This window comes from Comamonas sp. UBA7528 (genome assembly GCF_002479375.1).
GTDB lineage: Bacteria > Pseudomonadota > Gammaproteobacteria > Burkholderiales > Burkholderiaceae_C > Comamonas.
Window position 1 is genome coordinate 234,097 of the sequence record NZ_DLMU01000008.1, and the last position, 25,740, is coordinate 259,836.

Below are 25,740 nucleotides of genomic sequence, written 5' to 3' on the forward strand. Positions count from 1 at the left end.
AAGATTCGATCCATGGACGCCAAGACTGGTTTTTTCTATCTCTTCTCGGCAGTGCTGCTGTTTGCAGCCTTCCGAGTGGTTACGGCGCGCAATCCCGTGCACGCCGTACTCAATCTGATTCTGGCTTTCTCGCAGGCTTCCGCCATCTGGCTGCTGCTGAAGGCTGAATTCCTGGCTATCGCGCTGGTGCTGGTGTACCTGGGCGCGGTGCTGGTGCTGTTCCTGTTTGTGGTGATGATGCTGGACATCCGCATCGACGACGTACGACGTGGCTTCTGGCGGCATTTTCCGCTGGCCGCTGTGATCGGCGCGGTCATCACTTTCGAGATGGCACTGGTGGTGATTGGTGGCTTCAGCGGCGTGGATGAGCCCAAGCCGGTGGCCGATCTGGTGAATGCTGCCGGTCAGGTCATTCCCTATTCCAACACCCAGGCGCTGGGCAAGCTGCTGTACACCGAGTACCTGTACCCGATTGAAATTGCGGCAGTCATCCTGCTGGTGGCCATGATCACGGCCATTGCACTGACGCTGCGCAAACGCAAAGACAACAAGGCAATCAGCGTTTCCGACCAAGTGCGAGTGCGTGCCCAGGACCGTCTGTCCATGGTGAAGATGCCCAGCACCCAGGCGCCTGTGGCTCCTGTGGAGGAAACCGTTGTGGAGGAGAAGAAGGCATGACGCTCACACTGGGACATTTCCTGACCTTGGGCGCGATGCTGTTCGCGCTGTCGGTTGTCGGGATCTTTCTGAACCGCAAGAACCTGATCGTGCTGCTGATGGCCATCGAGCTGATGCTGCTGTCGGTGAACATGAACTTCGTGGCCTTCTCCCACTATCTGGGTGACATGCACGGCCAAGTGTTCGTGTTCTTCATCCTGACTGTGGCTGCAGCCGAATCGGCCATCGGCCTCGCCATCCTGGTGCTGCTGTTCCGCAACAAGTCCAGCATCAATGCGGAAGATCTCAACACCCTGAAGGGTTGAGTCGCCGGTCTTAGCAAGGTCCAGAAGAATGAGTCAAACCCTCTCTGCATCCATGCTCCTGGCGGTGCCTTTGGCACCGCTGGCGGGCTCCGCATTGGCCGGTATCTTTGGTACAGCCTTTGGCGGCAACAAGTTCGGACGCGGTGCCAGCCGTTCGCTCACCATCTTGGGTGTGCTGGTGGCATTCGTGATTTCCGCGATGACGTTCCAGTCGGTCGTTTTCGACGGCGCCACCTTCAACCAGACCATTTACGAATGGATGACGGTGGGCAGCCTGAAGATGGAGATCGGCTTCCTGATCGACAGCCTGACGGCCATGATGATGTGCGTGGTGACCTTTGTGTCGCTGATGGTGCACATCTACACCATGGGCTACATGGAAGAAGACGACGGCTACAACCGTTTCTTCTCCTACATCTCGCTGTTCACCTTCTCCATGTTGATGCTCGTGATGAGCAACAACCTGCTGCAGCTGTTCTTCGGCTGGGAAGCGGTGGGTCTGGTGTCGTATCTGCTGATCGGTTTCTACTTCAAGAAGGAATCGGCCATCTTTGCGAACATGAAGGCCTTCCTGGTCAACCGCGTTGGTGACTTCGGTTTCATCCTGGGCATCGGCCTGATCGCTGCCTACACCGGCACGTTCAACTACTCGGAAATCTTCGCCAAGCTGCCCGAGATCCAGAACACGCTGCTGCCCGGTACGGCCTGGCTGCTGGTGACTGTGACGGCCATCTGCCTGTTCATCGGTGCGATGGGCAAGTCGGCCCAGTTCCCGCTGCATGCCTGGCTGCCGGATTCGATGGAAGGTCCCACCCCCATCTCCGCGCTGATCCACGCTGCCACCATGGTGACCGCCGGTATCTTCATGGTCTCGCGCATGTCGCCGTTGTATGAGCTGTCGGACACCGCGCTGAACTTCATCCTGGTGATCGGCTCCATCACAGCCCTGTTCATGGGTATCCTGGGCATCATCCAGAACGACATCAAGCGCGTGATTGCGTATTCCACGCTGTCGCAGCTGGGTTACATGACCATTGCCCTGGGCGTGTCGGCCTACTCGGTGGCCACGTTCCACCTGATGACGCACGCGTTCTTCAAGGCGCTGCTGTTCCTGGGTGCCGGCTCCGTCATCATGGGCATGCACCACAACCAGGACATCCGCTGGATGGGCGGCGTGCGCAAGTACATGCCCATCACCTGGATCACCTTCCTGCTGGGTAACCTGGCACTGATCGGTACACCGTTCTTCTCGGGTTTCTACTCCAAGGACGCCATCATCGAAGCGGTACACGCTTCGCACCTGCCCGCGGCTGGCTTCGCCACCTTTGCGGTGCTGGCGGGCGTGTTCATCACGGCTTTCTATTCGTTCCGTCTGTACTTCATCGTGTTTCACGGCAAGGAGCGCTACGACCAGAACCCCGATGCACACCATGACGACCACCGTGCCCACGACGACCACCACGGCCATGGCCACGATGCCAAGCCGCACGAGTCGCCATGGGTGGTGACCGGCCCTCTGGTCCTGCTGGCCATCCCGTCGGTGGTGATCGGTGCCATGGCACTGATGCCGATGCTGTTTGGTGACTTCTTCAAGGGCGTGATCTACGTCGACGGCACCAAGCACCACGCCATGGCCGAACTGGCTGCGGACATTCACGGCTGGCTGCCCATGGCACTGCACGGCTTCCAGACCGCGCCTTTCTGGCTGGCCCTGGCAGGTGTGGTGGTGTCCTATGTGTTCTACATGGTCATGCCTGCCATCCCCACGGCCATCAAGTCGTTCTCGCAAAAGATCGGCCTGTACCAGGCGCTGGAAGGCAAATACGGTGTGGACTGGGTCTACGAAAACATCTTTGCACGCGGCTCGCGTTGCCTGGGTACCGGTTTGTGGAAGGTGGGTGACCAAACCTTGATCGACGGTGTTGTCGTCAACGGTTCCTGGAAGCTAGTGGGCAAGATCGCTTCGGTGGTCCGCTGGTTCCAGTCGGGCTATATCTACCACTATGCATTGGTCATGATCCTGGGCATCTTCCTGCTCATGACTTATTTCGTGTGGCTCAACAAGTAAGGAAGTAGAAAAATGGGATTGTTGAGTCTTGCCATTTGGACACCGATTCTTTTTGGTGTCGTGCTGCTGGCACTGGGGCGTGAAAGCCAGGTCCGTGCCGTGCGCTGGCTGGCCCTGATCGGGGCCATCGCCGGCCTGCTGGTGACCTTGCCGCTGCTGTCCGGCTTTGACACGTCGACTGCCAATATGCAGTTCGTGGAAAAGTCGCTGTGGATTGAACGTTTCAATATCCACTACCACCTGGGCCTGGATGGCCTGTCGTTCTGGTTCGTGCCGCTGACGGCCTTCATCACGGTGATCGTGGTGATCGCTTCCTGGGAGAACATCACCGAGCGCGTGAACCAGTACATGGGCGCGTTTCTGATCCTGTCGGGTCTGATGGTCGGTGTGTTCTGCGCACTGGACGGCCTGCTGTTCTACGTGTTCTTCGAAGCCACGCTGATTCCGATGTACCTGATCATCGGTATCTGGGGTGGTCCGAACAAGATCTACGCTGCGTTCAAGTTCTTCCTGTACACCTTGATGGGCTCGCTGCTCACCCTGGTGGCGCTGATCTACCTGTACAACAAGTCGGGTGGCAGCTTTGACATCCAGACCTGGCACCAGCTGCCGCTGGGCGGCACGGCCCAGACACTGATCTTCTTTGCCTTCTTCGCTGCGTTTGCCGTGAAGGTGCCGATGTGGCCGGTGCACACCTGGCTGCCGGACGTGCACGTGGAAGCGCCTACCGGCGGTTCCGCCGTGCTGGCTGCCATCATGCTGAAGCTGGGTGCCTATGGCTTCCTGCGCTTTTCGCTGCCCATTGCTCCGGATGCTGCCCGTGAATGGGCCTGGCTGATGATCACGCTGTCGTTGGTCGCCGTGATCTATGTGGGCATGGTGGCCCTGGTCCAGAAGGACATGAAGAAGTTGGTGGCGTATTCGTCCGTGGCCCACATGGGCTTCGTGACCCTGGGCTTCTTCATCTTCAACGACCTGGGCGTGGCCGGCGGTATCGTGCAGATGATTGCCCACGGCTTTGTGTCGGGCGCGATGTTCCTGTGCATCGGCGTGCTGTACGACCGCGTGCACTCCCGTGAAATCGCCTCGTACGGTGGCGTGGTCAACACCATGCCCAAGTTCGCTGCGTTTGCCCTGCTGTTTGCCATGGCCAACTGCGGCCTGCCTGCCACGGCCGGTTTCGTGGGTGAGTGGATGGTGATCCTGGCTGCCGTGAAGTTCAACTTCTGGGTGGGCATGGGCGCTGCCACTGCACTGATGTTTGGTGCTGCCTACACCCTGTGGATGTACAAGCGCGTCTACCTGGGCCCTGTGGCCAACGACCATGTGAAGGAGCTGCAGGACATCAACTGCCGCGAATTCCTGGTGCTGGGGGTGCTGGCCGTTGCCGTGCTGTACATGGGTATCTATCCCAAGCCCTTCACGGACGTGATGGATGTGTCGGTGGCGCAGCTGCTGCAACATGTGGCACAGAGCAAGCTCCCCTGACAGGACAGAACTGAGAGATTCGAGATGATTGACAACATCAGCTGGCTTTCGATCTACCCCGAGATCGTGCTCCTAGTCATGGGATGCGTGATCGCCCTGGTAGATCTGGGTGTCAAAAGCCCACGCCGCACAGCGACCTATGTGCTGACCTTGCTGACGCTGGCCGTGGTCGCCGTCATGCAGGCCATGTATGCCTCCAGCGGCAATACTTTCTACGGCTGGGGCAACATGGTTGTCTCCGACGCCATGGGTAACTGGCTCAAGTGCTTTGCCACCGTCGCCATGATGGTGACCCTGGTCTACGGCCGTCCCTACGCGGGCGACCGCGGCATGCTGCAAGGCGGCGAGTTCTTCACGCTGTCCATGTTCGCGCTGCTGGGCATGTTCATCATGATTTCCGGCAACAACTTCCTGCTGATTTACCTCGGCCTGGAATGTCTGACGCTCTCCAGCTACGCGCTGGTGGCGCTGCGCCGCGACCATGCTACGTCCACCGAAGCGGCCATGAAGTACTTCGTGCTGGGTGCCATGGCTTCCGGTTTCCTGCTGTATGGCATGTCCATGCTCTACGGTGCCACCGGTTCGCTGGACATCGGTGAAGTCTTCAAGGCCATCAACTCCGGCCAGATCAAGCACCAGGTGCTGGTCTTCGGTCTGGTGTTCATCGTGGCTGGCCTGGCCTTCAAGCTGGGTGCCGTGCCTTTCCACATGTGGGTGCCTGACGTGTACCAAGGCGCACCGACGGCCATCACCGCCATGATCGGTGGCGCGCCCAAGCTGGCCGCTTTCGCCATGGTAATGCGCCTGCTGGTGGACGGCCTGCTGCCGCTGGCCATCGACTGGCAGCAGATGCTGGCCGTGCTGGCGATTGCTTCGCTGCTGGTGGGTAACCTGGCTGCCATCATGCAGACCAACCTCAAGCGCATGCTGGCGTACTCGACCATCGCGCAAATGGGTTTTGTGCTGCTGGGCCTGCTGTCCGGCGTCGTCAACGGCAACGTGAACCCAGCCAACGTGGAAAGCGCATACAGCTCTGCCATGTTCTATGTGGTGACCTATGTGCTGACCACCCTGGCTGCGTTCGGCGTGATCCTGCTGCTGTCGCGTGAAGGCTTCGAAAGCGAAGAAATCTCCGACCTGGCTGGCCTGAACCAGCGCAGCCCGCTGTATGCCGGCGTGATGGCCGCCTGCCTGTTCTCCATGGCCGGTATTCCTCCGCTGGTGGGCTTCTACGCCAAGCTGGCCGTGCTGCAGGCTCTGGTGGCCTCCGGCCAGGCGCTGTACATCGGTCTGGCCGTGTACGCGGTGGTGATGTCGCTGATCGGTGCTTTCTACTACCTGCGCGTGGTCAAGGTCATGTACTTCGACAAGCCGCTGACTGCAACCAGCGTGTCCGCTCCGTTCGATGTGCGTGCCGTGCTGACCGTCAATGGCGCCCTGGTGCTGCTGCTGGGCATCTTCCCCAGCGCGCTGATGTCCCTGTGCGCCGATGCGATAGTGCGCGCCCTGGCGTCATGAGGCTTTAAAATAGAAGCGTGACCCAAACTGCTTCTATCTGGCTTGTGATATTGGCTGCCCTTGTGGCAGCCAATTTGCCTTTTCTGAATGAACGCTGGCTGTTGGCCGGCCCCGTGGCCCGCGGCCACGCCAAGCCCTTCTGGGGGCGACTGCTGGAACTGTTCCTGCTGTACCTGCTGGTCGGAGGCTTGGCACTGGCGCTGGAAAAGCGTGCCGGCCAGATCTATCCGCAGGGCTGGGAGTTCTATGCCGTGACCGGCGCGTTGTTCCTGACGCTGGCGTTTCCTGGCTTTGTCTACCGCTATCTGGGACAACGCCGCCGCACCCTGGCCTGAGCCGGCCTGCGTGTGCTGAGGAGGAGGGCGATATGAAGGTCCTGGATCTGCGTTGCGAGCAAGGCCATCTGTTCGAAGGCTGGTTCGGCTCGGAAGACGATTTCCAAAGCCAGCTGGCCCGGGATCTGATTGCCTGCCCCGTGTGCAGCAGTGTCCGCATCCACAAAGGCCTCAGTGCACCGCGCCTGAATCTGGGCGCAGCGACCGCCTCCAGCGCGCCAGGCGCACCGGCAGCGCCGGCTGCTGCGGCGTCATCCATCCCTCTTGTCCCGGAAGACCGCCTGCGGGCCGTGCAGGCGGCCTGGCTGCAGATGAGCCGCCGTATCGTGCAGCAGACCGAGGATGTCGGTGCCCAATTCGCCGATGAGGCGCGGCGCATCCACCGGGGCGAGGTGGAGGAGCGCGGCATCCGCGGCCAGGCCACACCCCGCGAAGCCCTGGAACTGCTGGAAGAGGGCATCGGCGTGCTGCCGCTGGCCGTGCCGGATACGTCCAAAGAGACCTTGCAATAGGGCCTGCAGTCCGCATTGCGGGTTCCACTGTGCAAAACGCTCCCTTGGTGGAGCGTTTTTTATGCCCGCAGCGCGCAGGAAAGCTGCGCCGGGCTGTGCTAACTGACAAAAAGCTGCCGAACTTGTGACTGGGCGACAGAGGATGCAGTTCCGTTGGTGCTTGTAAATTTTTCTAACGTATTGTATTTGCAGTGAATTTTTAATTTTTTGGGTGTCTAGGGTTTGTGCTTAGGTTGTAAGTCTTACGCATTAGCCCCAGTGCGGTGACAGAGGGGCCTACGTAGGATGCGCTGCAACATAAGAACATGGATGGTGCGGCCTGGAGACAAGCCACAAGCCGCACTATCCCAACCTTGAAGTGGGACTGCAGCGATGAGCGATGTCATTCTCGAAACCCGGAACCTGACCAAGGAGTTCAAGGGTTTCACTGCCGTGAGCAACGTCAATCTGGACGTCCAGCGCGGCAGCATTCATGCCCTGATCGGGCCCAACGGGGCAGGCAAAACCACGTGTTTCAACCTGCTGACCAAGTTTCTGGTGCCCACCTCGGGCTCCATCAAGTTCAACGGCGTGGACATCACCCGCGAAGCGCCGGCGCAGATTGCCCGCCGTGGCGTGATCCGCTCGTTCCAGATTTCGGCGGTGTTCCCACACCTGACGCTGATGGAGAACGTGCGCATCGGCCTGCAACGCCAGCTGGGCACGGAGTTCCATTTCTGGCGCAGCGAGAAGTCCCTGGACAAGCTCAACACCCGCGCCATGGAACTGCTCACCGAAGTGGGCCTGGAAGACCTGGCCGATGAAGTGACGGTGAACCTGCCTTACGGCCGCAAGCGCGCGCTGGAAATCGCCACCACCTTGGCCATGGAGCCCGAGTTGATGCTGCTGGATGAGCCCACCCAGGGCATGGGCCACGAAGACGTGGACCGCGTCACCCAACTGATCAAGAAGGTCTCGGCGGGCCGCACCATCCTGATGGTGGAGCACAACATGAAGGTGATCTCCTCCATCGCCGACCGCATCACCGTGCTGCAGCGCGGTGCGGTGCTGGCCGAAGGCCCGTATGAGGAAGTCTCGAAGAATCCGCAAGTGATGGAAGCCTATATGGGCACCACCGACGGCCAATTGCAGGGCGCGCACTGATGGCTGCCATGCTGCGCCGCTTCGCGCCTACTCCCCAAGGGGACTGCCGTGGTGCGGCAGAAGGTGCCTTGCGCGACGCCACGCCGCTGGCACGTGCCGGTTTTGCACGCCGCGCCCGGTGCGCGGTGCTTTGAAGAGATACGCAATGACGAACAACACAACAACTCCGGCGCTGGAGATCCGCGGCCTGGAAGCCTGGTACGGCGAATCCCATGTGCTGCACGGTGTGGACATCGTGGTCCAGCCGGGTGAAGTGGTGACGCTGCTGGGCCGCAACGGCGCGGGCCGCACCTCCACCATGCGTGCCGTGATGGGGCTGACGGGCAGCCGCAAAGGCTCGATCAAGATCAACGGCCAGGAAACCATCCACCTGCCCACCCACAAGATTGCCCACCTGGGCGTGGGTTACTGCCCCGAAGAGCGCGGCATCTTCTCCAGTCTGTCGTGCGAAGAGAACCTGATGCTGCCGCCGCCGCTGAAAACCGGCGAAAAAGGCATGAGTGTGGAGGAAATCTACGAGATGTTCCCCAACCTCGCCGAGCGCCGCCACAGCCAGGGCACGCGCCTGTCGGGGGGCGAGCAGCAGATGCTGGCCGTGGCCCGCATTCTGCGCACCGGCGCACGGCTGCTGCTGCTCGATGAAATCTCGGAAGGCCTGGCGCCCGTGATCGTGCAGGCGCTGGCCCGCATGATCACCATGCTGCGCAGCAAGGGCTACACGGTGGTGATGGTGGAGCAGAACTTCCGTTTTGCCGCACCGCTGGCCGACCGCTTCTATGTGATGGAGCATGGCTCCATCGTCGAACGTTTCGAATCTGCGCAACTGCAGGAAAAGATGTCCGTGCTCAATGAGCTGCTGGGCGTATGAGTGTTTCTTGCACCGCAAGAGGCTATGTAAAAAGAGAGCTGCCAAGCGCGTGAAGAGCGCCGAGCAGCCTGAAATCAGCATAAATACAAGGAGACCGCATACCATGCAGAATTTTTCGATGAAAGCCCTCGCTCTGGGTCTGGCCGCTGCAGGCCTGCTGGGGGTGAACGCCCAGGCGCAAGAGAAGGTGAAGATCGGCTTCATCACCGACATGTCCAGCAACTACGCGGACGTGGACGGCAAGAACGGTGCCATCGCCATCCAGATGGCGATCGATGACTTTGGCGGCAAGGTGCTGGGCAAGCCCATTGAACTGCTGACCCAGGACCACCAGCACAAGCCCGACATCGCCGCCACCAAGGCGCGCGAATGGATTGACACCCAGAACCTGACCATGCTGCTGGGCGGCACCAATTCCGGCGTGGCTCTGGCGCTGGCCAAGGTGGCCAACGAGAAGAAACGCGTCTACATCAACAACGGTGCCGGCGCCTCGGCACTGACCAACGAGCAGTGCACCCCCTATACCGTGCACTACGCCTACGACACGGTGGCCCTGGCCAAGGGCACGGGCGCAGCCGTGGTGGAAAACGGCGGCAAGAGCTGGTTCTTCCTGACGGCGGACTATGCCTTCGGCCACTCGCTGGAAGCCGACACCGCTGCGGTGGTCAAGGCCAAGGGCGGCCAGGTGCTGGGCCAGGTGCGCCATCCGCTGAATGCGTCGGACTTCTCCAGCTTCCTGTTGCAGGCCCAGAATTCCAAGGCCCAGATTCTGGGTCTGGCCAACGCCGGCGGTGACACCGTCAACGCCATCAAGGCGGCGCGCGAGTTCGGTATCAACAAGACCATGAAGATGGCCGGTCTGCTGGTGTTCCTGACCGACATCCACAGCCTGGGCCTGAAGAACACCGAAGGCCTGCTGCTGACCACCAGCTGGGACTGGAACCTGAACGACGAAACCCGTGCCTTCGGCAAGAAGTTCATGGCCAAGACCAAGCGCATGCCCACCGACGTGCAGGCCGCCAACTACTCGGCCGTCACCAACTACCTGAAGGCCCTGGAAAAGTCCGGCACCACCGATGCCGACAAGGTCATGGCCACTCTCAAGAGCACGCCGCTGAAGGACTTCTACGGCCAGGGCGTGATTCGTCCCGATGGCCGCTATGCCCACGACATGTACCTGATGCAGGTCAAGTCGCCCAAGGAATCCAAGGAAGCCTGGGACTACTACAAGGTGGTTACCAAGCTGTCGGCCGACCAGGTGTGGACCACCAAGGCAGACAGCAAGTGCGCTCTCTGGAAGTAAGGCCCACGCGCCGGACCGTCTGAAGGACGGTCCGGCAGCGGGCGCAGTGTTCGATCGGTAGACCCCTATGAGGAGACAGGCGATGAAGCACAAGCTCGGTAAGTTGGCATTGGCGCTGTGCGCCGCAGGTGTGGCAGTGGGCGCGGCGGCGCAGGAGAAGGTCAAGATCGGTTTCGTGACCGACATGTCCAGCCTGTACGCGGACGTGGAAGGCAAGAACGGCGCGCTGGCCATGCAGATGGCCATCGACGACTTTGGCGGCAAGGTGCTGGGTCAGCCCATCGAGCTGATGAGCGCCGACCACCAGAACAAGGCCGACATCGCTGCCTCCAAGGTGCGCGAGTGGGTGGACACGCAAGGCATCACGCTGATCATGAGCGGCACCAACTCGGGCACGGCCCTGGCGGTGGCGCAGGTGGCCAACGAGAAGAAGCGCGTGCACATCAACAACGGCGCGGGCTCCTCGGCACTGACCAATGAGCAGTGCAATCCCTACACCATCCACTACGCCTACGACACGGTGGCCCTGGCCAAGGGCACCGGCGCGGCGGTGGTGGAGCGGGGCGGCAAGGACTGGTTCTTCCTGACGGCGGACTATGCCTTCGGGCAGGCGCTGGAAGCCGACACCACCAAGGTCGTGCAGGCCAAGGGCGGCAAGGTGCTGGGTTCGGTCAAGCACCCGCTCAATGCCTCGGACTTCTCCAGTTTCCTGCTGCAGGCGCAGAACTCCAAGGCCCAGATCCTGGGCCTGGCCAATGCCGGTGGTGACACCATCAACGCCATCAAGGCGGCGCGGGAGTTCGGCATCAGCAAGTCCATGAAGACCGCCGGTCTGCTGGTGTTCCTGACCGACATCCACTCGCTGGGCTTGAAGAACACCGAGGGACTGCTGCACACCACCAGCTGGTACTGGGACATGAACGACGCCTCACGTGCTTTCGCCAGCAAGTTCATGGCCAAGACCAAGCGCATGCCCACCGATGTGCAGGCGGCCGACTACTCGGCGGTGATGAACTACCTCAAGGCCGTGCAGGCTGTGAAGACCACCGACCCGGACAAGGTCATGGCCTACCTGAAGAGCACGGAGCTGAACGACTTCTACGCCAAGGGCCGCATCCGCCCTGACGGTACCTATGCCCATAACATGTACCTGGTGGAAGTGAAGGCGCCCAAGGACTCCACCAAGCCTTGGGACTATCTGAAGGTGCTGCAGACCCTGCCGGCCGACCAGGTGTGGACCACCAAGGCAGAAACCAAATGTGCGCTCTGGAAATAAGCCGCAGCCGCCGCGCCTGAGTGCCTAGGCACCCAGGCTGCGGTCCGGTTCTGTGCCCTGTGGGCGCGGGGCCGGCGCCACCAGAGCATCCCCCTCTTTTCCCTTTTGTGTCGTTTCCCATGGAAATCTTCGGTGTGTCATTGCCGGGCCTGATGAGCCAGCTGTTGCTGGGGCTCGTCAACGGCTCGTTTTACGCGATCCTGAGCTTGGGCCTGGCCGTGATCTTCGGTCTGCTCAACGTGATCAACTTTGCGCACGGCGCGTTGTTCATGCTCGGGGCGATGGTCACCTGGATGGCCATGAACTATTTCGAGATCAACTACTGGGTCATGCTGATCCTGGCGCCCTTTATCGTGGGACTGATCGGCATACTCATTGAGCGCTTCCTGCTGCGCTGGATCTACAACCTCGACCACCTCTACGGCCTGCTGCTGACCCTGGGTCTGTCGCTGCTGATCGAAGGCGTGTTCCGCTCCGTCTACGGCGTCTCGGGCCTGGGTTACGACACCCCCGAAGCCCTGACCGGCGCCACGGACCTGGGTTTCATGATGCTGCCCAACTACCGTGCCTGGGTGGTGGTGGCCTCGCTGGTGGTGTGCGTCGCCACCTGGTATGTGATTGAGAAGACCCGCATCGGCGCCTACCTGCGCGCCGGAACCGAAAACCCGCGCCTGGTGGAAGCCTTCGGCGTCAACGTGCCGGTGATGATCACGCTGACCTATGCCTTCGGCGTGGGCCTGGCCGCCTTTGCCGGCGTGCTGGCCGCACCGGTCTACCAGGTCACGCCGTTGATGGGGCAGAACCTCATCATCGTGGTGTTTGCCGTGGTGGTGATTGGCGGCATGGGCTCCATCATGGGCTCCATCCTCACCGGCCTGGGCCTGGGTGTGATCGAAGGCCTGACCAAGGTCTTCTGGCCCGAAGCTTCGTCCACCGTGGTGTTCTTCATCATGGTCATCGTTCTCCTGATCCGCCCCGCCGGCCTGTTCGGCAAAGAAAAGTAAGCAGGGGCCAGCCACATGAACTCCAAGAAACTCGCTTTTACCGGCTACGGCCTGCTGCTGCTGGGCCTGATCGTGGCCCCCTTCTTCGGGGCCTACCCGGTGTTCGTGATGAAGCTGATGTGCTTCGCACTGTTCGCCTCGGCCTTCAATCTGCTGCTGGGCTACACCGGCCTGCTGTCCTTCGGCCACGCTGCCTTTCTGGGTGGTGCGGCGTATGTGGCCGGCTATTCCATCAAGGCCTGGGCGTTCACGCCCGAGCTGGGTCTGATCCTGGGCACGCTGGCAGGGGCCTTCATTGGTCTGGTGGCCGGCTGGCTGGCCATACGCCGCCAGGGCATCTATTTCTCGATGATCACGCTGGCGCTGGCGCAGATGCTGTTCTTCGTCTTCCTGCAAGCCAAGTTCACGGGAGGGGAAGACGGCCTGCAAGGCGTGCCGCGCGGCAAGATGTTTGGCGTGATTGACCTGTCCAGCGACCTGACCATGTACTACGTGGCCCTGGTGATCGTGGCGCTGGCCTTCCTGCTGATCGTGCGCACCGTGCATTCGCCGTTTGGCCAGGTGCTCAAGGCCATCAAGGAGAACGAGCCGCGTGCCATCTCGCTGGGCTATGACGTCCACCGCTTCAAGCTGCTGGCCTTTGTGTTGTCGGCCGCGCTGACCGGTCTGGCCGGTGCACTCAAGACCGTGGTGCTGGGCTTTGCCACGCTGTCGGACGCGCACTGGACGACCTCCGGCCACGTGATCCTGATGACGCTGATGGGCGGTCTGGGCACGCTGTCCGGTCCCATCGTCGGCTCGGCGGTGGTGGTGGCGCTGGAAAACAAGATCGGTGACTTTGGCAGCTTCCTGGCCAAGCTCACCGGTGTGGAGTGGTTCTCTACGTTGGGCGAGTCGGTGACCATCGTCACCGGCCTGATTTTTGTGATCTGCGTGCTGGCCTTCCGCCGCGGCATCATGGGCGAAATCATTGCCTGGCTGACCCGCCGCAAGAACGGGACGGCGTGAGGGACTGAAACCCTGCTGAAAGGCCTGCGGGCCTTGCGCGAACAACGCCACGCACCCAGGTGCGTGGCGTTTGTTTTTGGGAAAGTGTTCCGGCCCCCTGGGGGCTGGATGCGGGGGGCAGGGCAGGCGGCAGTGCATGCCCGCGCATGGAGGGCTACCGCCTCCGTTCCGCGTACAACCGGCCAAGGCCCTTACATCTTCAGCCGGCTGGCATACCCCGTCATTTCCAGGTAGCCCCGGCCCACCAGCGGCAGCTGGTCGTCGAGTGCATCGCCCCCGGGGGGCAGTTGCAGCAGATCGCTCAGCCCCTCCCAGTACACAGCGCCGGTGGTGGCGCGGCTGTCCAGTTCCTGGGCGGCAACCTGGGCGCGCACCACATAGCGCCGGCCAGGCGTGTCCACGCGCCAGCGCACGGGGTAGCGGGCGTGGCTGGCCGGGCTGGTCCACCAGACCAGCGGGGTGAACTGCACCTCCTGGTCTGCAAACACCTGCGGGCTGGCGCCGGGTGCGCGCAGCGAGCCGCCGCCCCACAGGGCCGAACCATCGCGCCGGCGCAGGTGAAAGGCGGTGAGGGCGCTGCCGTCGACCAGGTTCATGCCGATCCAGTCCCAGCCTTCGGCCTCGGGGTGCATCAGCGCCGTGCTGCATTCGTGGTCCAGCCAGGCGCGGTTGTGCAGCGCCGCAGTGGCGTTGGCGGGCACGAGGTCGATGGCCAGTTTCTGGCCGCGCACGGTGATGTGGCCGGTCACGGCCAGCTGGGGTTGGCTGTAGTAGTAGCTGGCCTGCTCAGGCAACGGGCCTTTGCGGGACAGGCCGCCCCGGCCCTGCAGCAGCACCGGCTGGGTGGTGGCCAGTTCGAGTTCCAGTGCGAAGTCGGCGGCCTGCAGGCGGGCGCTGTAGCGGCTGGCCTGGGTGGCGCTCTGGCCGGGGACAGGCTGGCGGGCCAGGCGCCAGTCCTGGATGTGTACGCCCGTGTCCTCCAGCGCCGCCTCGGCCAGGCCGAAGCCGGCGCGCGCCATGCGCTGGTCGTGCAGCAGCACCTGGCCCTGCACATCACACAGCGCCACATGGGCGAACAGCAGTTGCCGGGCCGCAAAGGCGGAGCGCAGGCCCTGTGCCGCATCCACCCGGCTGCGGAAAAATGTCAGCTGAAAACCCCAGGGCCGGCCACCGGCCTGCACATGGCCGGTGATGTACCACCACTCGGTGCCCAGGTCGGGGTGGCTGCCAAAGTCGCGTGGAAAAGCCAGTGTTCTGGACGGCAGGGCCCACGCGTTCGACAGGGGCAGCAGCGCGCCGGCGCTGCACAGCAGGCCCAGGGCTCCCAGGCCGCCCAGCGCATGGCGGCGGGACAGGGGGGGAGAAAACGGGAACGTGCTCATACCCAGCGCTGCACCTGGCCCTGACGGTCCAGCACCTGCTGCAGCTGGGCCAGCGCCGGCGCCACATCGCCCAGCTGCTGCTGCACCCACTGCGCATCGTGGTAGGTGCACAGATAGCGTTCACCGGCATCGCACAGCAGCGACAGGATGGAACCTTGTTCACCGCGGTCGCGCATGTCACAGGCCAGGCGCAGCATGGCCACCAGATTGGTACCGGTGGACGGGCCCACGCGCCGCCCCAGCAACTGGCCCAGCAGCTGCATGGCGGCGATGGACTCCAGATTGCCCACATCTTCCATGCGGTCCACCAGCGAGGGAATGAAACTGGGCTCCACGCGCGGGCGGCCAATGCCTTCGATGCGCGATCCGCAGGCGGTGAGTGTGGCATCCCCGGTGCGGTGGTAGGCGGAAAACACGCTGCCTTCGGGGTCGGCCACGCAGACCTGGGTAGAGAGGCGCTGGTAGCGCACCCAGCGGCCGATGGTGGCGCTGGTGCCGCCCGTGCCGGCGCCCACCACAATCCAGCGCGGCACCGGGTGGCGTTCGCGCTGCATCTGGCTGAACATGCTTTGCGCGATATTGTTGTTGCCGCGCCAGTCGGTGGCCCGCTCGGCATAGGTGAACTGGTCCATATAGTGGCCACCCGTGTCGTGCGCAATGGTGCGGGCCGCGTCATAGACCTCGGCCGCGCTGTCCACAAAATGGCAGCGTCCGCCGTGGAATTCGATCTGTGCCACCTTTTCGGCCGAGGTGCTGCGCGGCATGACCGCCACAAACGGCAGATCCAGCAGCCGGGCAAAGTAGGCCTCGCTGACGGCGGTGGAGCCGCTGGAGGCTTCCACAATCGTCGCGCCCTCGCGTATCCAGCCATTGCACAGCGCATACAGAAACAGCGAGCGCGCCAGCCGGTGTTTGAGGCTACCGGTGGGATGGGTGGATTCGTCCTTCAGATACAGGTCGATACCGCAGCGGGCAAAGCCGGGCAGGTTCAGCGGGATCAGGTGGGTGTCGGCGCTGCGCTGGTAGTCGGCCTCGATGCGGGCAATGGCGTCGTGGAGCCAGCTGGTCGGGATGGGGAGTGCGGCTTGCATGGTGCCCATTGTGCAATGGGCGGCGGCCCGATCCGCACCAGACCGTTGGTGCAGTGCCGTAGTGCGGCATGACGTGGCCCTATTGCGGACGTACTACCATGGTGTGCGGCCGCACAGACCGGCGGCATGGTCACCGATAGCGAAGAAAGGATATGGACATGGCTTTTACCCTGCATGCGGGCAACCCGCCGCTGGACCCCCGGCTGGCACAGGTGCTGGAGTACTGGTTGGGCGCCGAGCAGCCCACCGACACCACGGCACTGGCGCGCAAGCAGCTGTGGTTCAGCAAGGATGAAGCCGTGGACGAGGAAATCCGCCACCGCTTTGGCGCGGTGATGCAGGAGGCCCTGACCGGCCGCCTGAACGGCGATGCCGCCACCCCGTTGGGGCGATTGGCGGTGATCATTGTGCTGGACCAGTTCATGCGCAACGCCCACCGCGGCACGCCCAAGAGCTTTGCCGGCGACCCGCTGGCGTTGCAGCTGGCGCTGGACGGGGTGGCCCAGGGGCATGACACCGACGACAGCATTCCACCGGTGGCGCGCATCTTTTTCTACCTGCCGCTGGAGCATGCCGAAGACCTGGCCATGCAGCAGCACAGCGTGGTGGCCTTTGAGCAGCTGGCGCAGGAGGCCGGGCCCGCCACGCGCGATTTCTTTGCCGTCACCGCCGATTACGCCCACCGCCACCGCGACGTCATCGAGCGCTTTGGCCGCTTCCCCCACCGCAATCCCATTCTGGGACGGGCGAGCACGGCCGAGGAAAAGGTCTACCTGGCCCAGCCCGGCGCGGGTTTCTGAGCAGGGCCCTGCATCGCACGTCTCGCAAGGGGCCGCCGTGGTGCCGCAGGCGGGTGGATCCCCGCGCTGCGCTGCCTGGGGCGCTTGGCGCCACGTCTGCGGCATCTGGCTGTGGTGTGCCGAGGGGAACTCCGCCCATGGTGTGCTCCGGGGGCGGCACGCGCACAATGACAGCGGTTGGGTCCCCGGCAGTCGGTGCAAGTGGATGATTTGAAAGTGTTTTGTGTTGTATCAACCACCCCGGCCGCACCTCGGGAATGGGCTGCCATGGCGGCCATTGCTGGGTAAGATGAAACCGCAGCCCAGGTCAGTCTGTCCTTGGAATGCACCCGGGCCTGCACACCACCCCCCTCTCGCCGATCCAAGCAAAGGAGTGATGATGTTTCCTGAGTTTCGCGAACAGATTGCGGACATGCGCGCCAACGACCGCCATTTCAGCCGCCTCTTCGAGCAGCACAATGCGCTGGACCATGAGATCAAGAACCTGGAGGACCGGCGTACGCCCAGTCTGCACACCCAGATTGAAAAGCTCAAAAAGGAAAAGCTGCTGATCAAGGAAAGGCTCTACACCATGCTCAAGGGCTGTACCAACGGCACTGCGCCTGCGTGAGATGGTGTAGCGCCTGTACGCTGGCGCTGCGTGTCTGGTGTCCTCGCGTGCACCGCGATGCACAGGTGGGCAAAGGACACGGCCTTACGACGGCGCTGCCTTGGCCCGGTAGCCAGAGCTGGAGGCCCGTCTCCCAGCATCCGCCCCAGCGCAAGCGCAAGCGGGTCAACGCCCCATGAAAAAAGGCAGCTTTCGCAAGAAAGACTGCCTTTGCGTTACCCGGTGCCCCGTCCGGTGAAGGAGGGCGCTCAGCGGCCGCGCGGAGCGGTTTCCAGGGCGTTGGTGGTCTTCACCGTGCCCGCGTCGGCAGCCGTCGGTGGGTTACCCTGGGGTATGGCATCGCGGCGGCGCAGTGCCCAGCGTTCGATGGTGTAGAACGACAGAGCGGCAAGGGCCGTGGAGATGACAAAACCCAGCACCAGGGTGACCGGCCAGGCGAATTCCGCCCGCAGCCAGCGCACCACCGGGTAGTGCCACAGGTAAATGCCGTAGGACAGCTTGCCGATGTAGACCAGCCAGGGCGCGGACAGCATGTCGTAGACCAGTCCCTGGCCGGGCAGCACGGCCACCAGCACTACCAGAGCGGCCATTTCCACCACCGTCAGTCCCCACACCATGGGGCCCATATCGCCCCATTCCATGGCCATCAGCAGCGGCACGGCCAGCGGAATCCACATCAGGCGCGGCAGGTGCTGCTGCAGGCGCTCCAGCAGCGGGTGGCGGTCCAGCACCAGGGCTGCCAGCAAGCTGCCCAGCAGCAGACCGGTGGTGCGGGTGTCAAAGCGGAAGAACACCGCATAGAACTCCTGGCCCAGCAGCACCCACAGCACGCGCCAGGCCCAGCCCAGCACGAACAGGGCGGCAATTGCACGCCACAGCGTGCCCGGGCTGCTGCGGCGGGTCAGCCACAGCAGGGCGATGGGCCAGACCAGGTAGAAATGTTCTTCCACCGACAGCGACCACATGTGCAGCAGCGTGTCCGGGCTGTCGAAGAAGGCAATGCCGTAGTCGGCCAGGTACAGCAGAGACACCAGGGCATCGCTGTACACATCCTCCAGATCAGGCCAGACCAGGGGGGCCAGCAGCGCGTAGGCGGCCAGAAACACGGCCAGCGGCGGCATCAGCCGGTAGAAGCGCCGGCGGTAGAACTGCCAGAAGTCGACGCGGCCCGTAGCCTGTATTTCCTTGAGCAGCAGCGAGGTGATCAGATAGCCGCTGAGCACGAAGAACAGGTCCACGCCAAAGAACGCGCCGTCGAACATGGGCGCATGGGCATGGGAGAGGATGACCAGCAGGATGGCGACCGCACGCAGTCCATCCAGTGCGGGGTTGTAGGCCAGCTTCAAGGGGTTCTGGGGCAAAACGCGGCACCTCCTCGGATCGGGCACCGGGCCCGGTGTGCAAACAGACAAAGTGCAGTCCTGCGCAATGCGCGCCATGGACTGCAGCGTGGCGCCAGGGAAGCGGCGCGCAAAGCAAGGTGTGGGAGTCCTGGTGCAGCCTGTTCCGTACCCAGGGGCAGACAATCTGGACCGGTCCGTGTCCCTGCGCAGCGGCAGCAGATGGACGTCCCACAGCAAAAGCGGGGCCTGGGCGGATCGCGCCAGGAGGCTTTCACGGCATGCAGACTGAGTGCATGCGCAGCCCTGAAGTTCCGCTGTCCGGTCTCCGGCACAGCCCGCAGGGGTGGGCGCATTCTAGCGGCAGCACCCTGGCAATGTCGCTGGACTGTACGCAATGTGACAAACGAGACATTCTCGCAAGATGTGCTTGCAAGTGGCTGTGCCGCAAGAGATCGCCAGGCAGCCAGGTCCCTGCTTGGGTCCCATCCCCGGGCACTGCGTCGGTACCCGGGGATGGCCTGCGGCCGGCGTTGGCGCAGGCATGGGCTTTGCCGTTCCAAGGTTCGCGCCGTCGAACCCGGGGCAGGAGGCGCTGTCAGCGCGCCAGCGGCAGCTGCAACTGTTCCAGCGGCGTGTCGTCAGGCTGGGCCAGCATGCGCTTGAGGGTCTCGCCCATGGGCAGGTTCAGGTTCACGTTCTTCGGCGGAATCGGCTGGGTGAACCACTTGGCATAGAGCTGGTGGATCTCGCCGTTCTTCATCATCTGGCGCAAGGCAGCGTCTACGGCTTTTTTCACTTCCGGGTCACGCCGGGTGAACTGGATGGCAATCGGCTCGGCGCCAATCACCTCGCCCACAATCTTCCAGCCCTGCGGGTTCTTGGACTGGGCGATCACGCCCGCCAGCAGGTTGTCGTCCAGCACAAAGGCATCGACGCGGCCGGCTTCGAGCTGCAGCATGCTTTCAAAATGGTCCTTGCCCATGCGGGTGTCGAACTGGATGCTGTGTGCATCGGCGTACTTGCGCAGAATCTGCACGGCCGTAGTGCCGGTGGTGGCAACCACTTTCTTGCCGTTCAGTTGCTGGAAGCTGGTGATGGACGAGCTGGCCGGCACAGCCATGCGCACCTCGCTCACATAGGTGGTCAGACCGAAGGCCACCTGCTCCTGGCGGCGCAAGGTGTTGGTCATGCTGGCACAGTTGAAGTCGGCCGTGCCGTTGTCGATCAGCGGCATGGTGTTCTGGGCCGTCAGCACCATGTATTTCAACCGGGCCTTGGGCGCGATGGTATGGATCACCTTCTGGCACAGCTCCAGGTGGTATCCGGTGAAGGTCTCGTTGGCGTCCAGCGTATAGACCATGGGGGAGGCGCTTTCGCGCACCCCCACCACCACGGTGCCGCCGTCGCGCCATTTCTGCAGGGTGGCCGACGGGGCGGCATGGACAGACAAGGCACTGGCCGACAGGGCCAGCAGGGCAACAGACCCGGCAAACACACAACGCATGGCAAAAAAAGGAGGCGCTACCGCGGCAGCGCCTCTCAAAGGAAGTTGGGGGAGAGCGCCTATTCTTCCAGATGCTTCATGCCTTGCAGTGGAATGCTTATGCCCCTGGCCGCGCCGTCGCTGCGGGGGGGGGCTGGCGACGCTGCCGGGAAATCACACATCTATGGATGGCAGGCGCTGCAGCGGCCTGCGCGGCCCGTGGATGCCCCGGCAGCCGTGGCGCTTCAGCCGGGTTGCCGTGCCACGGCCTGCTGCAGCTGCCGGTGCGCCGGGCTGTGCAGATCGGCGGGCAACTGGTGTTTGGCCTGCAGGTAGTGGTGGGTGTAGACCTCCAGATAGGCCTCCAGCGCCTGGCCGGCGCGCTGGTCGTGCGGGTGGCCGCTCAGCTCCAGGCACAGGGCTGCCACTTCGCTGGTGCAGAAATGGTCGTCGCGTTGTGAGCGGCGCAGGCGGTAGCGGCTGATCTGCTGGGGCTGCAGCCCCAGCACCGGAAAGCGATCCAGATAGGGGCTTTTGCGGAACATCTTGCGCGCTTCGGGCCAGGTGGCGTCCAGCAGGATGAACAGCGGCCTTTTGGCTGCAGCCACACCGGCGGCTTCGCCGGTGTGGCCGGAAACCGGAGCTGCTGGAGCGGGTGGCAGTGCCTGCACGGCGCGTTCGGGCGGCTGCACATATTCGCTGGGGAAGACCACATAGGGCTGCCACTGCGGATCGGCCAGCAGTGCCTCCAGGGCTGGATCGATGGCGGTGCGCGCCCAGCCGAAGGCCCAGGTGGACTGCACCACATCGGCGATCAGCCAACCGGTGTTGCTGGGCTTGAGCGGCTCGGCGTCATGCATCAGCAGACAAAAGCCGGCGTGGGTGGGCAGATCGGGGCGCAGCGCGCAGATGCAATGGCTGGGCCGCAGGCGGCAGCCCTCGCAGCGTTCGCCCTTGGGGCCGCCCCGTGCCAGAAATGGTCGGGTGCTGCGCGCCAGTCGGGCGTCGCGCAGGCGGGCGACCGCATGGGGGTGCACCAGTGGTGGCGTGGTAGTGGAGGGGCAGGCGTGCGGGGACGCCATGCAAGAGGACGGGTCAGAGGAAAACGGCACGGTCGCGATTGTCCGCGCAAAGCGGGCCGCACCGGCGCGCATGGGCATGGAACAGTGCAGAGACCTCCACCGCAGCCGGGAATGCCGCGCCAGGCGCAGACGCGGGTGCCCCGCTGCGCCGCAGCGCGGCAGTCCCCGGCCACGGGGCATGCATGCCAGGGAAAGCAAGGGATGGGGCGTTCAGCCGCCCAGGCATTCCAGCTCGAACAGCGGCAGTTCGGCCTGGCGGCTCAGCCACACGCCGCCGCCCAGTTCCTTGCAAAAAGGCTGCAGGCCACGGCGGTACAGTTCGGCGCGGTGGCGGTACAGGCGGGGGTCGGTCAGCTCTTCGTCGATGATGTCGCGCTCATAGTCTTCACGCGCCACGGCCTCGATATAAAGGCCGCCGCGGGTGAGGCGGCCCAGATTGGCCAGGGCCTTCTTGAGGTCGGCCGGGCTCAGATAGGGCAGCACGCCCTGGCAGATCACCAGATCAAACGGCTGGCCGTCGGCCGGCTGCCAGTCCACCACCGAGCCCTGGGCCCAGCCATAGCGTTCGCACAGATAGCTGCTGAACTCCACGCCCTGGTAGCTGGCGCCGGGGAAATGTTGCTGCACCGCATCCCGCCACAGGCCGATGCCGCAGCCCACATCCAGCACGCGGTGCACGGGTACGCGCAGATACGCCAAGTACGAGCAGACAAACGCCCCCAGCCGCCGCGCGTGCTCGGGATCGATCACGCTGGTTTTCTTGTCGAAGTAAAAGCGCTGGTAGTACGCCTCGTCAAACCACTCGCCGCTTGCTGATTGCACGCAGTCTCCTTTGCTGAAGCGCCCATGCGCTGTGGCGGCCGAGTATGGCTCAGGCCGTCTCCACGCGTGGGGTGCTGCGGTATTGCGCGCGGCACTGCCGGTGCACGCTGCCGGGGCAATGAAGGAAGGCATGAACGGCCCCGGGATGGGGCAGATGGTCAGGCGGCCGACCGGGATGCACGGGTTTGCCCGCAAATGGGGCAGGGCGGCGGGTCAGGCAGGCCTGCGCAGACCGCAGGGTTCTGTCACAAAGAGCCACTTGTGCGCAGGTTTTGTGCATATTTGAAAAACAGTCTGCACGATTATATAGACTACCATAAAAACATTATAAATTCAATTTGATAAATACCTATGCGCATTTCTGGAATGGAGAATGAAGCAGGTAATTTATTCAGCAAAATCAGCCATCTGCCTGCACTGGGTACTATTTGATTTATTGAAATTTGAATAATTTGAATATTCCCTGGAAGGCCCCGCCATTCAAAACCCCAAGGATATTCAACATGGTTTCTCGTCGCCAATTCCTGGCCGCCGCAGCATTGCCAGCCGCCTTGCCGCTGGCACCCACGGCCTGGGCCCAGTCCAATGTGGTGCGTCTGGTGGTGGGCTTTGCCGCCGGTGGTGCGGCCGATTTTGTGGCCCGCCAGCTGGCGCAGAATCTGCAGGCCGAACTGGGCGCCACCGTGGTGGTGGACAACCGCCCTGGTGCCGGAGGGCGCATTGCGGTGGATGTGGCCAAGAACGCCAAGCCCGATGGGTTGACCCTGCTGGTCACGCCCGGCTCGATCCTCACCATCTACCCCCATGTCTACGACAAGCTCAGCTACCAGCCGCTGCGCGACCTGGTGCCGGTGGCCAATCTCTGCGCCGTGCCCTATAGCGTGAACATCGGCCCCGGGGTGCCGGCTTCGGTCACGACGCTCAAGGAATTTGGCCAGTGGCTCAAGGCCCATCCACAGCAGGCCAGCTACGGATCGCCCGGCGCCGGCACCACGCCGCACTTTCTGGGCGCCATGTTTGCCGCCAGCGCGGGCGTGGATTATCTGCACGTGCCGTACAAGGGTGGCTCGCTGGCGCTGCAGGACGTCATGGGCGGCCAGCTGACGTCCAGCTTCAATGTGGTCAGCGAGGCCGTGCCCCATGCCGCCAGCCCCAAGCTGCGCGTGCTGGCGGTCTCCAGCCCGCAGCGCATTGCCCAGTTGCCCAAGGTGCCGACCTTTGCCGAACTGGGCATGAAGGAGCTGACCAGCCAGGAATGGATCGGTCTGCTGGCCCCCAAGGGCACCAAGCCCGAGGTGGCGGCCCGCCTGCACGATGCCGCCAACCGCGCCTTTGCCCAGCCGGCCGTGCAGAAGGCCCTGGCCGAAATGGCGTTTGGCGTGACCACCGGCACCCAGGCCGAATTTGCCCAGTTGCTCAAAGGGGACCTCGACAAATGGGGCCCCGTGGTGCGCAGCACGGGCTTCAAGGCCGAGGCCTGAGACCCTGGCGCGCAGCAACGGAGCGGCTGTATAGACAGAAAAGCAGGTATGACTTGCATGAAATATGCAGCATGGTTATAATTTGCTCCGTTGTTTGCGCAAACAATGCTGATCTCACGCCAGCACGTCGGGCACCCGACGAGAAAAATACAAGTGACAGCTGCAGAGACGTTCTGCCGTAAAACGGTGATCGCGTAAGAGTCATCGTCCAATACTGAAAGCCCGCACCGGTTCGCCGCTGCGGGCTTTTTCACGTCCGAAACTTCGATTTCGATTTCGATTTCGATAGCGGCCTGCGCTGATCTCGCCGACAAGAGCAGGCTAAAAGCGCCGCAGTTCTGCTGGGTGCCGGCTGCGCAAGAGGGTGGAGAGGTGCGACGTAAAGTTGTGTGAATTGCGCTGTGAACGGTGTGGAAGGTCTTGAAATTTATCTTTTAAAGATATATCTTAGATGCATCTTAACCAAGGAATTCACCATGCATCCCCATCACCACCACCATCCCCACCACGCTTTCCACAGCCCGCGTGGCATGCACCATGACGGCGGCGAAGGCGGCCGAGGCCACGGCCGTGAACATGCCCACGGCCATGGCCGCCCGCAGCATGGCCCGGGCGCGGAGCGCCAACGCCGCGAGCGCATGTTCGAGGCCGGCGGCCTCAAGCTCATCGCCCTGTACCTGATTGCCCAGCAACCCAGCCACGGTTATGACGTGATCCGCGCCATTGGCGAGCTGGTCGGCGGCGACTACCAGCCCAGCCCCGGCACGATCTACCCCACCCTGAGCTATCTGGTCGACATGGGCCATGCGACGGCCACCGAAGTGGAAGGCGGCCGCAAGCGCTACGCCATCACAGCCGAAGGCCAGGCCGCGTTGCAGGAGCAAGATGGCGCGCTGCAGCAGCTGCTGGCCCGCCTGGCCCACGGCAAGGACCGCGAAGCCCGCCAGCGCCCAGCCGGCCTGGTGCGTGCCATGGAAAACTTCAAGACGGCGCTGCGCCTGAAGACCCACGGCCAGCCCGGCGTGCCGGCGGCGCCGTTGACTGACGCCCAGGTGGCGGCCATCGCCGCGATCCTGGACGAAGCCGCGTTGAAGATCGAAAAAGCCTGAAAGCCCGGCCAGGTCGCCGGCCAGTCCGGACGCGGTCCGGTTGGGCATTCCCGCTACCGCAAGGGCTGCGGCCTATTGCCGCTCTGCCCAGGGCTCGTTCGGCAGGCAGGTCGCGACATAGTCGATGAACGCCTGTACCCGCGCCGGGCGGATGCGCCCCGGTGGGGTGAGGATGTGCAGCGCAATCGGGTCGGCCTGCCAGTCTTCCATCGCCACCTGCAGCTGGCCTGACTGCAGCAGCGGCCAGACCAGGAATGCCGGCTGCAGTGCCAGTCCCATGCCGGCCAGCAGGGCGGGGGTCAGCGCCTCGGCATTGTTGGCGTGCAACTGGGCATGCACGACCTGGGTGAATTCGCCCTGCTGCGCATGGCGGAAGTGCCAGGGGCCACCATGGGGCGTGTGGCCATAGTGCAGGGCGCGGTGCTGCCGCAGGTCGCTGGGGTGCCGGGGGTGGCCATGGCGCTGAAAGTACGCAGGTGCCCCGACCAGCAGCAGCCGCACCCGGCACAGCTGGCGGGCCAGCAGGCTGGAATCTTCCAGGTTGGCAATGCGCAACGCCAGGTCAAAGCGCTCGGCAATCAGGTCCACCTGGGCATCGCTGAACTGGACCTGCAGATCCACGTCCGGATGCTGCAGCATGAAGCCTGGCAGCAGAGGGGCCAGCCGCGAGATGCCGAAGGTCATGGGGGCCGCCACACGCACCTGCCCGCGCAGGCTGGTGGCATGGTCCATGACTTCGGTTTCCACCGATTCACCTTCCTGCAGGATGCGGGTGGCGCGCTCCAGTGCGGCCTGGCCGGCATCGGTCAGCGCCACACGCCGCGACGTGCGGTGCAGCAGCATGGTCTTGAGGCGGCTCTCCAGCCGGGAGATGGCTTTGGACACCGTGGCCTGCGACAGCGACAGCTCTTGCGCCGTGCGCGCAAATGAACCCGTTTCAGCCACTTTGGCAAAGATGGCCCAGGCTTCCAGATCGGGCAGTTTTTTCATGGGGTGGTAAGTCGCTGTAGGCCGTCGCACTGTAAGACTGC

24 protein-coding genes are annotated in these 25,740 nt (G+C 63.3%); 17 read left to right on the top strand and 7 right to left on the bottom strand.

The annotated features are described in order from the left end of the window. The first annotated feature begins 12 nt into the window (after positions 1-12). From B3349_RS10095 to B3349_RS10155, 13 genes are all read left to right on the top strand, one after another. The gene (locus B3349_RS10095; RefSeq protein WP_291588485.1) at positions 13-678 is read left to right on the top strand and encodes an NADH-quinone oxidoreductase subunit J; all 666 of its coding nucleotides are present in this window, start codon (positions 13-15) and stop codon (positions 676-678) included. Continuing rightward, on the top strand, positions 675-983 hold the full coding sequence (gene nuoK / locus B3349_RS10100; protein ID WP_066539304.1) for an NADH-quinone oxidoreductase subunit NuoK: 309 nt from the start codon (positions 675-677) through the stop codon (positions 981-983). The genes B3349_RS10095 and nuoK overlap by 4 nt, the downstream gene beginning before the upstream one ends. Before the next feature lie 28 nt (positions 984-1,011). Then, positions 1,012-3,051 (top strand): NADH-quinone oxidoreductase subunit L, encoded by a 2,040-nt coding sequence (gene nuoL, locus B3349_RS10105; RefSeq protein WP_291588486.1) that lies wholly within the window; start codon positions 1,012-1,014, stop codon positions 3,049-3,051. Positions 3,052-3,063: 12 nt separating this feature from the next. Beyond that, positions 3,064-4,539: an NADH-quinone oxidoreductase subunit M gene (locus B3349_RS10110; protein WP_291588487.1), complete on the top strand. Its 1,476-nt coding sequence runs from the start codon at positions 3,064-3,066 to the stop codon at positions 4,537-4,539. Positions 4,540-4,563: 24 nt separating this feature from the next. Further along, positions 4,564-6,057 (top strand): NADH-quinone oxidoreductase subunit NuoN, encoded by a 1,494-nt coding sequence (nuoN, locus tag B3349_RS10115; RefSeq protein ID WP_291588488.1) that lies wholly within the window; start codon positions 4,564-4,566, stop codon positions 6,055-6,057. A gap of 17 nt (positions 6,058-6,074) precedes the next feature. Next, the gene (locus B3349_RS10120) at positions 6,075-6,392 is read left to right on the top strand and encodes a DUF2818 family protein (RefSeq protein ID WP_291588489.1); all 318 of its coding nucleotides are present in this window, start codon (positions 6,075-6,077) and stop codon (positions 6,390-6,392) included. Positions 6,393-6,424: 32 nt separating this feature from the next. Then, positions 6,425-6,904, top strand: a complete 480-nt coding sequence (locus B3349_RS10125) for a DUF1178 family protein (protein WP_291588490.1) — start codon at positions 6,425-6,427, stop codon at positions 6,902-6,904. Between the two features lie 372 nt (positions 6,905-7,276). Further along, positions 7,277-8,047, top strand: a complete 771-nt coding sequence (locus B3349_RS10130) for an ABC transporter ATP-binding protein (RefSeq protein WP_291588491.1) — start codon at positions 7,277-7,279, stop codon at positions 8,045-8,047. Positions 8,048-8,192: 145 nt separating this feature from the next. Beyond that, entirely contained in the window at positions 8,193-8,915 is a 723-nt protein-coding gene (locus B3349_RS10135) for an ABC transporter ATP-binding protein (protein ID WP_218332718.1), read from the top strand. Between the two features lie 103 nt (positions 8,916-9,018). Then, entirely contained in the window at positions 9,019-10,218 is a 1,200-nt protein-coding gene (locus tag B3349_RS10140; RefSeq protein ID WP_291588492.1) for an ABC transporter substrate-binding protein, read from the top strand. 82 nt (positions 10,219-10,300) lie between these two features. Further along, the gene (locus tag B3349_RS10145) at positions 10,301-11,494 is read left to right on the top strand and encodes an ABC transporter substrate-binding protein (RefSeq protein ID WP_291588493.1); all 1,194 of its coding nucleotides are present in this window, start codon (positions 10,301-10,303) and stop codon (positions 11,492-11,494) included. Between the two features lie 119 nt (positions 11,495-11,613). Further along, the gene (locus B3349_RS10150; RefSeq protein ID WP_291588494.1) at positions 11,614-12,498 is read left to right on the top strand and encodes a branched-chain amino acid ABC transporter permease; all 885 of its coding nucleotides are present in this window, start codon (positions 11,614-11,616) and stop codon (positions 12,496-12,498) included. A gap of 15 nt (positions 12,499-12,513) precedes the next feature. Beyond that, positions 12,514-13,506, top strand: a complete 993-nt coding sequence (locus B3349_RS10155; RefSeq protein WP_280010965.1) for a branched-chain amino acid ABC transporter permease — start codon at positions 12,514-12,516, stop codon at positions 13,504-13,506. Between the two features lie 191 nt (positions 13,507-13,697). On the opposite strand, the gene B3349_RS10160 is transcribed toward B3349_RS10155, so the two are convergent. Beyond that, entirely contained in the window at positions 13,698-14,888 is a 1,191-nt protein-coding gene (locus B3349_RS10160) for a lipocalin-like domain-containing protein (RefSeq protein ID WP_291588495.1), read from the bottom strand. After that, entirely contained in the window at positions 14,885-15,979 is a 1,095-nt protein-coding gene (locus B3349_RS10165; protein WP_291588496.1) for a PLP-dependent cysteine synthase family protein, read from the bottom strand. Before B3349_RS10165 ends, B3349_RS10160 begins: the two co-directional genes overlap by 4 nt. A 158-nt stretch (positions 15,980-16,137) precedes the next feature. Here B3349_RS10165 and B3349_RS10170 point away from each other — a divergent pair, with 158 nt between their 5' ends. Then, positions 16,138-16,779 (top strand): DUF924 family protein, encoded by a 642-nt coding sequence (locus B3349_RS10170; RefSeq protein ID WP_291588497.1) that lies wholly within the window; start codon positions 16,138-16,140, stop codon positions 16,777-16,779. 379 nt (positions 16,780-17,158) lie between these two features. After that, on the top strand, positions 17,159-17,389 hold the full coding sequence (locus B3349_RS10175) for an HP1242/YdcH family protein (RefSeq protein ID WP_291588498.1): 231 nt from the start codon (positions 17,159-17,161) through the stop codon (positions 17,387-17,389). Between the two features lie 248 nt (positions 17,390-17,637). Here B3349_RS10175 and B3349_RS10180 read toward each other — a convergent pair whose 3' ends face one another. The 4 genes from B3349_RS10180 to B3349_RS10195 form a co-directional block, all read right to left on the bottom strand. Next, a complete protein-coding gene (locus tag B3349_RS10180; RefSeq protein ID WP_291588499.1) occupies positions 17,638-18,750 on the bottom strand; it encodes an acyltransferase family protein in 1,113 nt (370 codons plus the stop codon). Between the two features lie 577 nt (positions 18,751-19,327). Continuing rightward, a complete protein-coding gene (locus B3349_RS10185) occupies positions 19,328-20,236 on the bottom strand; it encodes a transporter substrate-binding domain-containing protein (RefSeq protein WP_291588500.1) in 909 nt (302 codons plus the stop codon). 224 nt (positions 20,237-20,460) lie between these two features. Next, positions 20,461-21,297: a tRNA-uridine aminocarboxypropyltransferase gene (locus B3349_RS10190; RefSeq protein ID WP_291588501.1), complete on the bottom strand. Its 837-nt coding sequence runs from the start codon at positions 21,295-21,297 to the stop codon at positions 20,461-20,463. A 210-nt stretch (positions 21,298-21,507) separates the two neighbouring features. After that, positions 21,508-22,119 (bottom strand): class I SAM-dependent methyltransferase, encoded by a 612-nt coding sequence (locus B3349_RS10195; protein WP_283339445.1) that lies wholly within the window; start codon positions 22,117-22,119, stop codon positions 21,508-21,510. 503 nt (positions 22,120-22,622) lie between these two features. Between B3349_RS10195 and B3349_RS10200 the strand changes: the two genes are divergently transcribed. Further along, positions 22,623-23,600 (top strand): Bug family tripartite tricarboxylate transporter substrate binding protein, encoded by a 978-nt coding sequence (locus tag B3349_RS10200; RefSeq protein ID WP_291588502.1) that lies wholly within the window; start codon positions 22,623-22,625, stop codon positions 23,598-23,600. 476 nt (positions 23,601-24,076) lie between these two features. Further along, complete coding sequence (locus B3349_RS10205; protein ID WP_291588503.1) at positions 24,077-24,709, top strand: PadR family transcriptional regulator; 633 nt, start codon at positions 24,077-24,079, stop codon at positions 24,707-24,709. 72 nt (positions 24,710-24,781) lie between these two features. Here the strand turns inward: B3349_RS10205 and B3349_RS10210 are convergent, their stop codons facing one another. Further along, positions 24,782-25,699, bottom strand: coding sequence for a LysR family transcriptional regulator (locus B3349_RS10210; RefSeq protein ID WP_291588504.1), 918 nt, complete (start codon positions 25,697-25,699; stop codon positions 24,782-24,784). Between the last annotated feature and the right edge of the window lie 41 nt (positions 25,700-25,740).

Excerpts from the sequence above, each read along its gene's own strand:
- B3349_RS10095 (WP_291588485.1), top strand. The coding sequence starts at position 13 with ATGGACGCCAAGACTGGTTTTTTCTATCTCTTCTCGGCAGTGCTGCTG.
- nuoK (WP_066539304.1), top strand. The coding sequence starts at position 675 with ATGACGCTCACACTGGGACATTTCCTGACCTTGGGCGCGATGCTGTTC.
- nuoL (WP_291588486.1), top strand. The coding sequence starts at position 1,012 with ATGAGTCAAACCCTCTCTGCATCCATGCTCCTGGCGGTGCCTTTGGCA.
- B3349_RS10110 (WP_291588487.1), top strand. The coding sequence starts at position 3,064 with ATGGGATTGTTGAGTCTTGCCATTTGGACACCGATTCTTTTTGGTGTC.
- nuoN (WP_291588488.1), top strand. The coding sequence starts at position 4,564 with ATGATTGACAACATCAGCTGGCTTTCGATCTACCCCGAGATCGTGCTC.
- B3349_RS10125 (WP_291588490.1), top strand. The coding sequence starts at position 6,425 with ATGAAGGTCCTGGATCTGCGTTGCGAGCAAGGCCATCTGTTCGAAGGC.
- B3349_RS10130 (WP_291588491.1), top strand. The coding sequence starts at position 7,277 with ATGAGCGATGTCATTCTCGAAACCCGGAACCTGACCAAGGAGTTCAAG.
- B3349_RS10135 (WP_218332718.1), top strand. The coding sequence starts at position 8,193 with ATGACGAACAACACAACAACTCCGGCGCTGGAGATCCGCGGCCTGGAA.
- B3349_RS10140 (WP_291588492.1), top strand. The coding sequence starts at position 9,019 with ATGCAGAATTTTTCGATGAAAGCCCTCGCTCTGGGTCTGGCCGCTGCA.
- B3349_RS10145 (WP_291588493.1), top strand. The coding sequence starts at position 10,301 with ATGAAGCACAAGCTCGGTAAGTTGGCATTGGCGCTGTGCGCCGCAGGT.
- B3349_RS10150 (WP_291588494.1), top strand. The coding sequence starts at position 11,614 with ATGGAAATCTTCGGTGTGTCATTGCCGGGCCTGATGAGCCAGCTGTTG.
- B3349_RS10155 (WP_280010965.1), top strand. The coding sequence starts at position 12,514 with ATGAACTCCAAGAAACTCGCTTTTACCGGCTACGGCCTGCTGCTGCTG.
- B3349_RS10160 (WP_291588495.1), bottom strand. The coding sequence starts at position 14,888 with ATGAGCACGTTCCCGTTTTCTCCCCCCCTGTCCCGCCGCCATGCGCTG.
- B3349_RS10165 (WP_291588496.1), bottom strand. The coding sequence starts at position 15,979 with ATGCAAGCCGCACTCCCCATCCCGACCAGCTGGCTCCACGACGCCATT.
- B3349_RS10170 (WP_291588497.1), top strand. The coding sequence starts at position 16,138 with ATGGCTTTTACCCTGCATGCGGGCAACCCGCCGCTGGACCCCCGGCTG.
- B3349_RS10175 (WP_291588498.1), top strand. The coding sequence starts at position 17,159 with ATGTTTCCTGAGTTTCGCGAACAGATTGCGGACATGCGCGCCAACGAC.
- B3349_RS10185 (WP_291588500.1), bottom strand. The coding sequence starts at position 20,236 with ATGCGTTGTGTGTTTGCCGGGTCTGTTGCCCTGCTGGCCCTGTCGGCC.
- B3349_RS10190 (WP_291588501.1), bottom strand. The coding sequence starts at position 21,297 with ATGGCGTCCCCGCACGCCTGCCCCTCCACTACCACGCCACCACTGGTG.
- B3349_RS10200 (WP_291588502.1), top strand. The coding sequence starts at position 22,623 with ATGGTTTCTCGTCGCCAATTCCTGGCCGCCGCAGCATTGCCAGCCGCC.
- B3349_RS10205 (WP_291588503.1), top strand. The coding sequence starts at position 24,077 with ATGCATCCCCATCACCACCACCATCCCCACCACGCTTTCCACAGCCCG.
- B3349_RS10210 (WP_291588504.1), bottom strand. The coding sequence starts at position 25,699 with ATGAAAAAACTGCCCGATCTGGAAGCCTGGGCCATCTTTGCCAAAGTG.